The sequence below is a fragment of the Hydrogenovibrio halophilus DSM 15072 genome (assembly GCF_000384235.1).
GTDB lineage: Bacteria > Pseudomonadota > Gammaproteobacteria > Thiomicrospirales > Thiomicrospiraceae > Hydrogenovibrio > Hydrogenovibrio halophilus.
Genome location: NZ_KB913033.1, coordinates 1,628,650 through 1,641,106 on the forward strand (window position 1 = coordinate 1,628,650; position 12,457 = coordinate 1,641,106).

11 protein-coding genes and 3 tRNA genes are annotated in these 12,457 nt (G+C 55.5%); 7 read left to right on the top strand and 7 right to left on the bottom strand.

Annotated features, from left to right (window positions below):
* Positions 1-16: 16 nt before the first annotated feature.
* The 3 genes from A377_RS0107875 to A377_RS0107885 form a co-directional block, all read right to left on the bottom strand.
* Positions 17-415 (bottom strand): DUF6858 family protein, encoded by a 399-nt coding sequence (locus tag A377_RS0107875; RefSeq protein ID WP_019895728.1) that lies wholly within the window; start codon positions 413-415, stop codon positions 17-19.
* Between the two features lie 268 nt (positions 416-683).
* Positions 684-1,049, bottom strand: a complete 366-nt coding sequence (locus tag A377_RS0107880) for a YraN family protein (RefSeq protein WP_019895729.1) — start codon at positions 1,047-1,049, stop codon at positions 684-686.
* On the bottom strand, positions 1,049-2,956 hold the full coding sequence (locus A377_RS0107885; protein ID WP_019895731.1) for a type 1 periplasmic-binding domain-containing protein: 1,908 nt from the start codon (positions 2,954-2,956) through the stop codon (positions 1,049-1,051). Before A377_RS0107885 ends, A377_RS0107880 begins: the two co-directional genes overlap by 1 nt.
* Positions 2,957-3,109: 153 nt before the next feature.
* Between A377_RS0107885 and rsmI the strand changes: the two genes are divergently transcribed.
* The 3 genes from rsmI to A377_RS12230 all read left to right on the top strand — a co-directional run bounded on the left by rsmI (position 3,110) and on the right by A377_RS12230 (position 7,514).
* Positions 3,110-4,027, top strand: coding sequence for a 16S rRNA (cytidine(1402)-2'-O)-methyltransferase (gene rsmI / locus A377_RS0107890; protein WP_019895732.1), 918 nt, complete (start codon positions 3,110-3,112; stop codon positions 4,025-4,027).
* Between the two features lie 316 nt (positions 4,028-4,343).
* Entirely contained in the window at positions 4,344-6,626 is a 2,283-nt protein-coding gene (gene nrdA / locus A377_RS0107895) for a class 1a ribonucleoside-diphosphate reductase subunit alpha (protein ID WP_028485379.1), read from the top strand.
* A gap of 198 nt (positions 6,627-6,824) precedes the next feature.
* The gene (locus A377_RS12230; protein ID WP_157760796.1) at positions 6,825-7,514 is read left to right on the top strand and encodes a DUF5610 domain-containing protein; all 690 of its coding nucleotides are present in this window, start codon (positions 6,825-6,827) and stop codon (positions 7,512-7,514) included.
* A 122-nt stretch (positions 7,515-7,636) separates the two neighbouring features.
* Here the strand turns inward: A377_RS12230 and folD are convergent, their stop codons facing one another.
* Positions 7,637-8,485, bottom strand: a complete 849-nt coding sequence (folD, locus tag A377_RS0107905) for a bifunctional methylenetetrahydrofolate dehydrogenase/methenyltetrahydrofolate cyclohydrolase FolD (RefSeq protein WP_019895735.1) — start codon at positions 8,483-8,485, stop codon at positions 7,637-7,639.
* 200 nt (positions 8,486-8,685) lie between these two features.
* On the opposite strand from folD, the gene A377_RS0107910 reads away from it, so the two are divergent.
* From A377_RS0107910 to A377_RS0107925, 4 genes are all read left to right on the top strand, one after another.
* Positions 8,686-8,762 (top strand) — tRNA-Pro (locus A377_RS0107910).
* Positions 8,763-8,845: 83 nt separating this feature from the next.
* Positions 8,846-8,922 (top strand) — tRNA-Arg (locus tag A377_RS0107915).
* Positions 8,923-8,950: 28 nt separating this feature from the next.
* Positions 8,951-9,026: transfer RNA gene (locus A377_RS0107920), tRNA-His, on the top strand.
* A gap of 213 nt (positions 9,027-9,239) precedes the next feature.
* Positions 9,240-9,842, top strand: a complete 603-nt coding sequence (locus A377_RS0107925) for a hypothetical protein (protein ID WP_019895736.1) — start codon at positions 9,240-9,242, stop codon at positions 9,840-9,842.
* A gap of 58 nt (positions 9,843-9,900) precedes the next feature.
* On the opposite strand, the gene A377_RS0107930 is transcribed toward A377_RS0107925, so the two are convergent.
* From A377_RS0107930 to A377_RS0107940, 3 genes are read right to left on the bottom strand one after another with little or no spacing between them, the layout of a single operon-like run.
* Complete coding sequence (locus A377_RS0107930) at positions 9,901-10,479, bottom strand: class I SAM-dependent methyltransferase (protein ID WP_019895737.1); 579 nt, start codon at positions 10,477-10,479, stop codon at positions 9,901-9,903.
* Positions 10,480-10,493: 14 nt separating this feature from the next.
* A complete protein-coding gene (locus A377_RS0107935) occupies positions 10,494-11,591 on the bottom strand; it encodes a YeeE/YedE family protein (protein ID WP_019895739.1) in 1,098 nt (365 codons plus the stop codon).
* A gap of 59 nt (positions 11,592-11,650) precedes the next feature.
* A complete protein-coding gene (locus A377_RS0107940; RefSeq protein WP_019895740.1) occupies positions 11,651-12,394 on the bottom strand; it encodes an MBL fold metallo-hydrolase in 744 nt (247 codons plus the stop codon).
* Positions 12,395-12,457: the final 63 nt, after the last annotated feature.

Sequence of the window (12,457 nt, forward strand, 5' to 3'; positions counted from 1 at the left end):
CCGCGTGGTGGCCGGATTAATGATTGGCCAGCGCCGTGACCCAGTCTTCCATGTTTTGTTGCGCCACCGGATTGGGGGCGTGCATAAAGTTGACCACAAAATCGTCCTGGCGTTCGGTGATGCCAATGGAACGCGGACGCACGGCCACCGGATCGGGCGAAGGCAGTTCCCAGCCAAAACAGAAAATCAGGTTTTTGACTGCGAGAATGTCTTCGGCAATGCTGCCGTCCACGCTTTCTGTGTGGGCATAATGATCAAAATGGGCGATTTCTGTGGCTTTGGGGTGGTCGGCGATGGCCTGACTCAATCTCTCCAGTATCTGATCCACGCTGTCAAAACGGGTCTGCGTTTTGGCCAGAGTCAGTTCGTAAATCGGATAGGTGTCTTTGAAGGTTTTGCGTTGCAGTGCGCTCATGAATCTCTCCTGAAAAAATCGTGATCTAGCCCGAATATTTCACACATTTGCACCGATCTCGCTTGCCCCTTGATTCCACAAGAAATATTTTCTCAGTTTATCGTAATCAAGGATACGACGCGCCTTCGAAAATTTCCTTGTGAAAACAAGTTCCTGCGCGACCTCAGCACAAATTCATGAAACATTCGGGCTAGGTTATTATCCATAAACTTCAGTAATTGGTAAATAAGTTTTATTTATCGCAAGGCATGAGGCGGTTTGGGCAACGCTACCAGCCGCCAAAAGCGTTGGGCAGCCATTGCGGCTGGGTCTGGTTGCCGACAAAGGTCAGCAGATCAAAACGCATGGGGCAGGATTGGTAGGCGGGGTGCTGCTGCAAAAACCATTGTGCGGCGTGGTAAAGCCGCTGTTGTTTTTTGGCGGTCAGGGCTTCGGCCGGGTGACCGTGAAACGTGGTCTGACGGTGCTTGACCTCAAAAAAGACCAGAAGGCCGTCGGAGGTTTGGCCGATCAGATCGATTTCACCGCCTTTGCAGCGGTAATTGCTCATCACCAGGGCGATACCCTGTTGTTTCAACCAGACAGCGGCCTGGTTTTCCTTGCGCTGACCGATTCGCTGGCTCAGCCAGCCCATCAGCGCGTTTCTTCAGAAGATTGGCCGGGTTGGTCAGGCGTGGCGGATGCTGCGGGCGTTTGAGCCGGTTGAATTAGCCCGGATGCGTCATAGCTGGCCCAGCGCAGATGCCGCTGGTAATGGTCATTGTCCCAGCCAATCCGGCCGGTAGCGGTCTGATGGAAACAGCGATCCGGTTGCAGCCAGTCACCATGATGCAGAAGCGTCAGCGCATCCCAGCCGTAGGCTTCAAAGGCGGTATGGGCGTCATGCTGGCCAAATGCTGCGGTCATGGCAGGAAAGCGCATGCCCGCCAGATCTGGAGCCGGTTCAAAAGGCTGGAACGGGCTGGGCATGGCTTCGGAGGTGCTGTAAACCGGCAGGGTCAGATCAAAAAAATCAAACTGAGGCAGAAAAACGGCCAGCTGGGTGCGATGGGTGACCAGCACGATGGCGTCCAGGTCCTGGCGTGGGCGCGGTGTGAAATCAATGGGCTGTTTCAGCAGCCAGCGCAGATTGTTTTTCCGGGCCTGACTTTCGGTTTCGTTGATGAGGGCCCCAAGGGCCTCACGCAGATTGGGATTGCGCTCCGGGAAGGTGCGCAGAACCGTTTTGGCGGGCGTTTCCGTGGCGTCCGCCGAAAGGTTCGAAAGAAGGTTCGGAGAATGGTGCGATCCGGTTTCTGCTGGCGTCCTGTCGTTGGCTGCGACCGTTTCGGTCAGATCGAGATAAGGCGAATCGAGGTTTTCGGCGGACGGCTCCGACGAGGTTCTGACTTCGGCTTCCGTGCTACCCTGAGAAGTGTGGGTTTCTGCGGAGACGCTGGCCTCTCTGCGTTCAGCCTGCAAGGCTTCCACGTTCTGGCGGGCCTGAACTTTGAAGGCACCGGCAATGGCCGAGGCTTTCTGTGCATAGCGATTTTCGGCATTGGTCAGAATGCCAATGCGCCGGTGCTGAGCGCTCAGCAAGCGCTTGGCCACCTGTTGGGCCTCGCTTTTTGTGGGAAACAAAAAGGGCTTGATGGCAAGAGGCACCTCAGAATCGTCAGAATCCGCCAGTGGTGAGTCTGTCGGCCATTCCACCGGCAATTCATTGAGTGCCAGTAACGGCCGTGCCAATTCGGGGTGCTGTTGCCAGTGGCTCAGCACGGCTTCAATCCGGTCCGATTGCACAGGTCCCAGAATCGCATCGACGTTTTGTTCGCTGGCGGCCTGTAACTGAGATGGCAGCGCCTGACGGTCACTGGTGTTGTAAAAACGCAACCGGATCGGCGGCTCGGCCTGAAACTGGTATTTGAGCAGACCGTTGCGGATTTGCTCGGCCACGCTCTGGTAGTCTCCTGACAAGGGCAGAAACACCGCATAATGCCGGGGGCGCTCAAGCTGTTCCTGCAGGTAGGGCAGCAATTGCGGGGCAAACCACTGGTCGGAATAAAACAGCGAAAAATCCTGCAGGCCCAGACGATGCAAGCTGCCGGAACCCTGACGCAAGTCCGCCAGTGCCAGCCAGGCCTGCAGGGATTCCGCTTCCGGGTGCTTGTCGGCCAGGGCGTTTCGGGTGGTTTCGGGCAGGGCTTCCAGCGTGCTGAGGGTGGCCTGCGCCGTTTCCAGACGTTTCTCTGTCTCTTCCTGATTTTGCCATACCGCCTTTTGGTAACGAAGGTATTTTAACCAGGCCTGGTTGTTTTTGGCCTGGGAAGCGGCTCTCTGATAGGTTTCCAGCGTGGAGAGTCCGCGCAGGGGTTCGTCGGCGGGGTCATCCGCCGGCGATTCGGTGTCGGACGGCGTTGGCGGGGTCGGACTGCAAGCCGTCAATAGCAGGGCCGTCAGCAGTGCTGTCAGTAACGCCGCCGCCAATCCCGGCAGGCGTCCCGGTTGAAAACGACGGCCAGTCAGGTGGAACAGAAACGATGGATGAGAAGGTGTCATAATCAATGCAGAAATTCTTTACAATACCGGCATTATAACGAATTTCAGCCAGCGCTTATCCCTGAATTCGCACTGCCACCTTGCGGTTCGTCGAGGCTCTGATCACAGTCCGTGAGTGAGGGTGTTGGGCGTGATCTCTTTTGGAGTTGTTTTATGTCATCCAACATTTTGTCCGACCCTGATCTGACGGTGTCATTGCGGGTCCAGGGGCCGGACAATCCGACCGAAAGCGGGTGTCTGTATGTGATTGCGACCCCCATCGGTCACCTGGAAGATTTGTCTGCGCGCGCGACCCGCTTGCTGGACGAGGTGGACTGGATTGCGGCCGAAGACACGCGTCACAGTCAGACCCTGTTGCAGGCTTTGGGCCTGAAAACGCCCTTGATCAGCCTGCATGAGCACAACGAAGCGGCACGCACCCAGACTCTGCTGCCGCGTTTGCAGGCGGGCGAGGTCGGCGCCCTGATTTCCGATGCCGGAACGCCTTTGATCAATGACCCGGGGTACACGCTGGTGCGCAGCCTGCGACAGGCCAATGTGCCGGTGGTACCGGTGCCGGGGCCGAGCGCGGTGATTGCGGCATTGAGCGCGGCCGGGCTGCCCACGGATCGCTTTGCTTACGAAGGCTTTTTGCCCGCCAAGGCTGGCAAGCGTCAGCAGGCACTGAAGGCTTTGCTTCGTGAGACTCGCACCTTGGTGTTTTACGAAAGCCCGCATCGGCTGCTGGCCAGCTTGCAGGCCATGGCCGAATGCTTTCCGGAGCGTGAACTGGTGGTGGCCAAAGAATTGACCAAACGCTTTGAAGCGTTTGTGTCCGGTTTGAGCCCGGAGGTTCATCAATGGTTCTGCGACCATCCGGAGACGGTACGGGGCGAATTTGTGCTGATGCTGAGCGGGGCCGACAGTAAGCGCTCGGAAGCCGAAGATGGCTGTGATCTGGAAGCCCTGATCGATGCGATGCTGGCCCAGGGATTGCCGGTCAAACAGATTGCGGAAATCCTGACGCTGGCCACGGAGCACAAGAAAAAAGCCTTGTATCAATGGGTTCAAACGCGCAAAGATCGGGCCTGAAACGGGGGCGATCCCGGCACTGGCCTGTTGGCGGAAATCGGTGCGAAAACCGACAAAAAATTTTGACAAAAAAAGTCTGATGTGACGACTTGATAGTTTCCATTATTTGCACTATATTTGGTCTATCTCATCGCCCGCTCATCAATATATTGTGTTTATGGGCGAATAAACCACGACAGCTGGTTTGTGGCTGGCGTCGGGTTTTAATGCGGTATACCCCTAGATTTTTCTAACTGTCTGATTGCGCAACAAGTTTCTTTTGCGGTTTCTTTTGCATTTGGACAGCCCCGAAAACGAATCGGAAAAGAAGCGACCTATGTCTACAGAAAACATGAACGTGACCAAACGCCATGGCAAAACCGAACCGCTGGATTTGGAAAAAATTCACCGGGTGATTTCCTGGGCGGCCGAAGGGCTGGAAAATGTGTCGGTCTCCGAAGTCGAATTGCGCTCTCACATCCAGTTTTACGATGGCATGAAGACCGCCGACATTCACGAGACGATCATCAAATCGGCGGCGGATCTGATTTCGGAAAACTCACCGGATTACCAGCATCTGGCGGCGCGTCTGGCGATTTTCCATTTGCGCAAAAAAGCGTTTGGGCGTTTTTCGCCCCCGGAACTGTTTGAACACGTCAATAAAATGGTGCGGGCCAAACTGTATGACCCGGAGTTGCTGGAAGCCTACAGCAAGATCGAATTCGAAGAACTGAACGATTACATCGACCATAATCGGGACATGAATTTCAGTTATGCGGCGGTCAAACAGCTGGAAGGCAAGTATCTGGTCCAGAACCGGGTGACCGGAAAGATCTATGAGAGTCCGCAGTTCATTTACATGCTGATTCCGATGGCGCTGTTTTCGCATTACCCCAATGAAGGTGCGCCTGGCACCACCCGGCTGGACACCATCAAGCGTTTTTACGATGCAGTGTCTCAGTTCAAATTGTCGCTGCCGACCCCGATCATGTCGGGCGTGCGCACGCCGACTCGTCAATTCAGTTCCTGTGTGCTGATCGAGTGTGGGGATTCACTGGATTCGATCAATGCCACCTCGTCTTCCATCGTCAAATACGTATCGCAACGTGCCGGGATCGGGGTCAATGTCGGGCGCATTCGGGCACAGGGGTCCGAGATTCGCGGGGGCGAGGCCTATCACACCGGGATGATTCCGTTTATCAAACATTTTCAGACCGCGGTCAAATCCTGCTCTCAGGGCGGGGTGCGCGGCGGGGCGGCTACCCTGTTTTTCCCGATCTGGCATCTGGAAGTGGAATCGCTGGTGGTGCTCAAAAACAACCGCGGCGTGGAAGAAAACCGGGCCCGTCATCTGGATTACGGCGTCCAGATCAACAAATTGATGTATCAGCGCATGATCGAAGGCGGCACCATTTCTCTGTTCAGCCCGTCCGATGTGCCGGGGCTGTATGACGCCTTTTTCGAAGATCAGGAAGAGTTTGAACGGCTGTACAAAATTTACGAAGCTGACGACAGCATTCGCAAGAAAACCCTCAAGGCCATTGATCTGTTTACCCAGATTGCGCAGGAACGTGCGCAGACGGGACGCATCTATGTACAGAATGTGGACCACTCCAACACCCACAGTTCGTTTGACCCCAAGCAGGCACCGATTCATCAGTCCAACCTGTGTCTGGAAATCACTCTGCCGACGCATTCGCTGGAAACGCTGGATGACCCGGACGGTGAAATCGCTTTGTGTACCCTCTCGGCGTTCAATCTGGGGGCGTTGGACAATCTGGACGAACTGGAAGACCTGTCCGATCTGATTGTGCGCGCACTGGACAGTCTGCTGGATTATCAGGACTATCCGGTCGAGGCCGCGCGACGGGCCAGCATGGGGCGACGCACTCTGGGCGTTGGTGTCACCAACCTGGCGTATTATCTGGCCAAAAACCACACAAAATATTCGGACGGTTCGGCCAATGGGCTGGTCCACCGAACTTTTGAAGCGATCCAGTATTACCTGCTCAAAGCGTCGGTCAATCTGGCCAAGGATCACGGAGCCTGTGAACTGTTCGATCAGACCAAATACGCTCAGGGCATTTTGCCGATCGACACCTACAAAAACGAACTGGATGACGTCTGTCAGGAGCCGTTGCACCTGGACTGGGAAACGCTGCGTTCCGAGATTCAGACGCACGGTCTGCGCAACTCGACCATGACCGCATTGATGCCATGCGAAACCTCATCGCAGATCACCAATTCGACCAACGGGATTGAGCCACCGCGTGGGTATGTGTCGGTGAAAGCCTCCAAGGATGGCATTCTCAAACAGGTGGTGCCCGGTTTCAAAGAACACAAAGACGACTATGAGTTGTTGTGGCAGATTCCGGACAACAAAGGCTATCTGCAGCTGGTGGGCATCATGCAGAAGTTTGTGGATCAGGCCATTTCAGCCAATACCAACTACGATCCCGCCAAGTTCGAAGACGGGCGTGTGCCGATCAAGCTGATTTTGCAGGATCTGCTTTATGCCTACAAAATGGGGCTCAAGACCCTTTATTACCACAATACCCGTGATGGGGCCTCGGACGGCAACGACGACGACGGCTGTGCCGGGGGTGCCTGTAAGTTGTAACCGCAGACAGGTCCTTGATTTTGTTTTAACAAAGCGCCTTTTCAGGCGCTTTTTTTGTGTCCACGCGAAAAAAAGAAGAAAATATGCAAAAAAAGATTAAAGTTCCATGAAGAAGGTCGTTAACATCTACGTAAAGCTCTATTTTTAAAGGTGGCGCAATAAAAACAATAACCGGGCGCGAACCGGGAGGTTAATGTTATGGCAATATCCAATATTCCCGCCGGGGCGGCGGCATACAGTAAGCACTCAGAAATGCCCGCTACACAGGTCTCGAATCAGACGCCTGCGGCCGACAAATCCGGGCAAGGTTCAAACCAGTCCGTAAACAGTTCTGAAGTGCGTCAACAGAACCAGGCCAGTCTGGTGTCGCACTTGTTTGGCGACGGCAAACGTGCGCTGGAAGGGGCCATGAAAATGACCTTTCAGGCGACCATGGAGCAGTTGAACCAGGCATTGGAACCGGACCTGGGGCCAGAGGCGATCAGTCAGGCACGTCTGCAGGAAACCGGGATCGAGTATTGGAACCCGGAAAACACCGCTGACCGGATTTTTCAGGGAGCGTCCGGTTTCCTGCCAGCGTTTCAGCGCGCCAACCCCGATCTGGAGGGCGAAGCGCTGATGGACAAGTACATGAATGTGGTGGGCGGAGGTCTGCAGAAAGGCTTTGACGAAGCCAAAGGCATTCTCGGCGAGATGAAATTGTTTGAAGGCAACATTGCCGATTCTTTTCAGGAAACCATGGACCGGGTGTTCAAGAGTATGGAAAACTTCCGTCGCGAGCAGTTGGGCCTGCCGCCACTGAAAGATGAAACAGCGCCGGCGCAGGATGCGTCCGCAGAAAATGCTGAAGCGGCTGCGCCAGAAGTGTCGTCCGGTGACAAGTCGTAAACCGCCTCTGGTGGATGTCAGCAGAGGCTGGAAAGGGGTTTTTGACCAGGCCTGGTCAGCGTCGAATTGAAATCTTCGATCTAGCAGCTTGTCGGCTTAAGCCAATCGGCTGCCAAGTCGGGTCAGTCACCATAAGCCGCTTTGAGCGTGTTTTGCAGCAGGGTGGCGATGGTCATGGGGCCGACGCCGCCCGGTACCGGCGTAATCCAGCTGGCGTTGGCTTTGGCGGTCTCAAACTCTACGTCACCGCAAAGCGACCCATCGTCCAGTCGGTTGATGCCGACATCGATGACAATCGCACCGGATTTGATCCAGTGCCCTGGAATCATATTCGGACGTCCGACGCCGACCACCACCAATTCCGCATCACGCACTTTCTGTTCCAGGTCCTTGGTGGCACTGTGGCAGACCGTGACTGTGGCGCGCGCGTTCAGAAGTTCCAGTGCCATGGGCACGCCGACAATGTTGGACGCGCCCACGATCACCGCATTCAACCCACGCAGCGGCAATCCGGTCTTTTCCAGCATGGTCATCACGCCGTGGGGCGTGCAGGGCGCCAGCACCGGCATACGGGTCGCCAGGCGGCCCATGTTGTAGGGGTGAAACCCATCCACGTCCTTGTGCGGGGCAATGCGCTCGATAATGGTTTCCGGGTCGATGTGATCCGGTACCGGCAGTTGCACAATGATGCCATGCACATCGTCCCGGGCATTGAGTTCATCGATGCGTGACAGCAAGGCTTCTTGGGTGGTGTCTTCCGCCAACACTTCCGAGACATCCAGAAAACCGGCTTTTTCACAGGCCAGTTTTTTGTTGCGCACATACACCGCCGAAGCCGGGTCTTCGCCCACCATGATCACCGCCAGTCCCGGCGGTCGTTGCCCTTCGGCGACTTTCTGTTCAACGGTTTGACGAATGGATTCGCGCAATGCCAGCGCAATGGCTTTGCCATCAAGAATCTGTGCGGACATGAATTGGGTTCCTTGGTGTTGAGAATCGGCGGGTCAGCGCAGACAAACCCGCATCGATGGCGTATCTGACTGGGTGACAACGCTCACAATGATACCGCATTTGGTCCATGCATCGCAAAGGATGGCGGGGGCGTGAAAATTATCAAAGGAACATATTGACAGTTTCCCCGGCGCTCTATACAATACGCCGCATCTTATTTCGGAGTATAGCGCAGTCTGGTAGCGCACCTGTTTTGGGTACAGGTGGTCGGGGGTTCAAATCCCTCTACTCCGACCAGTTTTCAGTATGAGTCCTTCGCATCGCGCAAGGGTTTGGTATGTTGAGCGCGCCTCAGCAGGCTATAAGAAGTTCGTAAGCGAGCGCCCATAGCTCAACTGGATAGAGCATCGCCCTTCTAAGGCGAGGGTTGCAGGTTCGAGTCCTGCTGGGCGCGCCATTTATTGGCACGCCCCTTTTCATCTATGGCGGATGTAGCTCAGTTGGTAGAGCCCAGGATTGTGATTCCTGTTGTCGCGGGTTCGATCCCCGTCATTCGCCCCATTTTCTTTCTGTTTCAATTCCTTTTGAGTTTGAGTCTGGCTTTTCGGCCCGCTCGTGCATTTTTTCCTTTCAAACGAATCAAACAAGCGCGGCTCTGTTTTTCTGATTTTGCCTTTCCGCCCGGTTGTGGCCGTTTGCCAAAATACCCTAAGTTTGTTATGGTTTATTCGGTCGGTTGCACTGAAATCATCCGAAACGGCGAGGGGTCACAGCATGGGAATCAACCTGAACGTTCACCATTGTTCCAGACTGACATCCAGTCACATCTGTCACCAGATCGGATCGGTCAATCTGTCACCCACACTCAACAACTGCCAATCCGCCTTCACAAACGATCAGTTGATTGCGTTTTCATGCAACGCTCACGCCCATCCCGGCGACCCGGATCAACCGGAACTCCAACAGCGCAGCGTCAATGACTGGGTTTGCCGTCTGTGCCGCGCCCCGATTCGGGTTGAAATCACCGATCAACAGGAAATCATCGCCATCGCTCTGGGTCAGGACGACGGTGTCTACTGGGATGCAGGGGAGGATGAAGAGAGTTTGCTTTTGGCTCAAAGCGAGGTCAAGCGCATTGCGGCCTTTGAATTCTACTTTCTCGACAGGGTGCCCACTGATTCGTGGGAACTCGGCGAGCAGTATGCCGGGCTTCATGCCTACACGCTGATCAAGCAACTCAGTCGTGAATACGCACGGGAACTCGGGTTCGATGACATCACAGAGGAAGCTCTGCCCATGATGGCTCTGGGGTCTGACAAACTGTCAAGTCAGGAAACCCAGGTCAAATTCAAGCGAACGGCTTGTCACTGTTGCTAGTCAGCGCCACCGAACGAACCTTTTTTGTGATGAATCGGGTTTTCAGGTCAGGAGAGGGTCAGTGCTTGTGTGCAATCAGTGCGAAATGGTGGGGACAGCTGGCGGAAATGTCGGGTTGTTCGATCTGGGCAAACCCGGCCCGATGGGCCCAGTGTTTGCATTCCTGCGGTTTGGGACGGATATCAAGCGACGGGCCTCTGGGCGTGGGTTGATCGCTGCGCCAGTGAAGCATCAGCAGTCGCCCGCCAGGGGTGAGCACCCGAAAGGCTTCGGCCAGCAATAGCACTGGATGGGGCAGGTGCAGCAGATTAAACACCACAACCAGTGATTGTGATGCACGTGGCAGCCCAAACCCCTGTTCCAGAAAATCACCGCAATGAACTCGCAAACGTGACAAATCGGACGTGCGTTTGAGCGTCCGCAGTTGCGTACACAGCGCCGATTCAATCTCCCAGGCATGAACGTTGCCAGTAACGGAGTCGTGAATGGCGGGTGTGAAGGTGCCATAGCCTGCACCCAGTTCGAGTGCATCGCCAGCAATTGGCGCGTCTGGCACCAGTGTTTCCAGCAACGTTTCCGGATCAAAAAAACTGGCCCAAAGTTCGGTTTCAGGCATGTCGCTTTCGGGTATTTTCATTCAACCGATCCCTGTTATTGCCAGTGTTTTTCCAGTTTGACGCCGACCCAGGCACCCGCAAGGATGGCGGCCAGCGCCATAAAGGATCCGAGTGCCAGTGTGGCTGTGCCGGTGAGGCCATGCCCGATGGAACAGCCCATGGCCAGTACGGCCCCAAATCCGACCATGACCGCGCCTACTGTCGAAAGCCATGCGTCTTTGATCGAGGCAAACCCTTTCCACTGGAATGTTCCCTGCATCAATGCGCTGATCAGGGAGCCGATGGCCAGCCCGAACACCGCAATCACGCCAAAGGTGACCAATGCCCATTGCGGGTCACTGAAATAATACACCACATCGCCCATGGGGGCGGCAAAGGTGAACGACTGGGTGGCCAGACCGTTTGGTGGGGTTTCCATAAACATGGCCTCTTCCTGCAGGTATTGGCCATAGTCACCACCGGTCAGGACAAAGGCCGCTGCGACCACGCCGCCGATGACCAGAGACGTGAGGACAGGACCGGGTCGGCGAAAGGCGGAAAAGCGCCACAGCAAAAACGCCAATAGAGCCAACCCGATCACGCTGCCCAGCCAGAGTCTGGCGGATTCGACGGAATCGCTGCTGGCCAGAAGTGTGCCCAGGTCCTGCTGTCCGGCAGACAGGGTGGTGGTCATGGGGGCGACCACAGGCAGGACCCAGCTGGCAAAAAATTCGGTGCGGGTCATGATGTAGGCGACCACGGACATGACGGCGACCAGCCACAGGGCTTTGAAACTGCCTTCGCCCACCCGGATCAGATTGCGCATACTGCAACCGGCAGCCAGTACCATGCCGAACCCAAAGACAAACCCGCCGATCAAATAACGGCCCCAGGCCAGGTCGCCACTGCGATAAGGCGGCGTGGTTGTGTTGAGACTGACCAGTCCGGCCGCTTCCAGCCAGGCGGTGATCGCAATGACCACACCGATGGCACCAAAATAGGTGGCCAGTCGCACCGGATTGCGCTCTTTCACCCACTCTCTGATGCCGCCGACGGGGCAGAAAGCGCTGCGCTGTGCGGCGAACCCAAAGATCAATGCCAGCGCCAGCACCATTAAAAAGTACGGCCAAAAAACCGAAAGCAATGATTCCATTTTTAAGACTCCTTTGTCTGCAAGGCCTTGCCCGCAAATCGGGCAAGGTCAATGGTCTGCTAGCTGGCCTTGGCCGGGTTGACGTTAAAGCCGATGATGTCCTGCATTTCAGGCGGTTGCGGCAGAATGGCGCCCAACACCTCTTTGACAAAATCGTCTTTGCTCATACTCAGGCTGGCATTGTGCTTTTTCTCAAAGCCGATGGTGGAAAACGGCTTGCCGCTGATGCCGGCCCCGCAGACGCTGCCAGCCTGGGCACCAGGAAGAATTTCCATGGTGTCGGGCAAAGGCAGCAGACGGTTGTGAATGGAGTCATACAGCTTGTTGGCCATTTCCTCCGCGCGGCCTTTCAGGTCGGGACGGCCGACGCTGCCGACAAACAGGGTGTGACCGGTGACCAGAAACCAGGGTTCGTCGGTACGGGAGCGGTCCGTGACCATCAGCGTGATGCTGTCTTCTGTGTGGCCCGGTGTGTAGAGCACTTCGACCGCCACATTGCCTGCGGTCAGTTCCTGATTGTCCTCCAATGGCAGGAACTCACAGGTCGCAGGCGAATCCTTGTGCAGTGCGTACTGTCCGCCTGAACGCTGAGCCAGCTCATAGCCGCCTGTGTAATGGTCGGCGTGAACGTGGGTGTCAATCACATAGGCGATTTTAATGCCCTTTTGTGCCGCAATCTTCATGTAAAGATCGACTTCGTCCTGATGCACGTCAACGACAATGCCCAGGCCCTGGCCGACGCAGCCCAGCAGGTAAGAAAGGGAGCCGGGTTCGGATTCTGGCGTGTGTTGAAACAAAAACATAACGTACTCCTGATCGTGATTGAGAAAAGTTCAACGTTTGGTCTGGAGAAGAACTCTATATTC

What these genes read in the sequence shown, in the direction of transcription:
- A377_RS0107880 (WP_019895729.1), bottom strand. Translation starts at nt 1,049, where the DNA reads ATGGGCTGGCTGAGCCAGCGAATCGGTCAGCGCAAGGAAAACCAGGCC.
- A377_RS0107930 (WP_019895737.1), bottom strand. Translation starts at nt 10,479, where the DNA reads ATGAAAATACCCGAAAGCGACATGCCTGAAACCGAACTTTGGGCCAGT.
- A377_RS12230 (WP_157760796.1), top strand. Translation starts at nt 6,825, where the DNA reads ATGGCAATATCCAATATTCCCGCCGGGGCGGCGGCATACAGTAAGCAC.
- folD (WP_019895735.1), bottom strand. Translation starts at nt 8,485, where the DNA reads ATGTCCGCACAGATTCTTGATGGCAAAGCCATTGCGCTGGCATTGCGC.
- rsmI (WP_019895732.1), top strand. Translation starts at nt 3,110, where the DNA reads ATGTCATCCAACATTTTGTCCGACCCTGATCTGACGGTGTCATTGCGG.
- A377_RS0107940 (WP_019895740.1), bottom strand. Translation starts at nt 12,394, where the DNA reads ATGTTTTTGTTTCAACACACGCCAGAATCCGAACCCGGCTCCCTTTCT.
- nrdA (WP_028485379.1), top strand. Translation starts at nt 4,344, where the DNA reads ATGTCTACAGAAAACATGAACGTGACCAAACGCCATGGCAAAACCGAA.
- A377_RS0107925 (WP_019895736.1), top strand. Translation starts at nt 9,240, where the DNA reads ATGGGAATCAACCTGAACGTTCACCATTGTTCCAGACTGACATCCAGT.
- A377_RS0107885 (WP_019895731.1), bottom strand. Translation starts at nt 2,956, where the DNA reads ATGACACCTTCTCATCCATCGTTTCTGTTCCACCTGACTGGCCGTCGT.
- A377_RS0107875 (WP_019895728.1), bottom strand. Translation starts at nt 415, where the DNA reads ATGAGCGCACTGCAACGCAAAACCTTCAAAGACACCTATCCGATTTAC.
- A377_RS0107935 (WP_019895739.1), bottom strand. Translation starts at nt 11,591, where the DNA reads ATGGAATCATTGCTTTCGGTTTTTTGGCCGTACTTTTTAATGGTGCTG.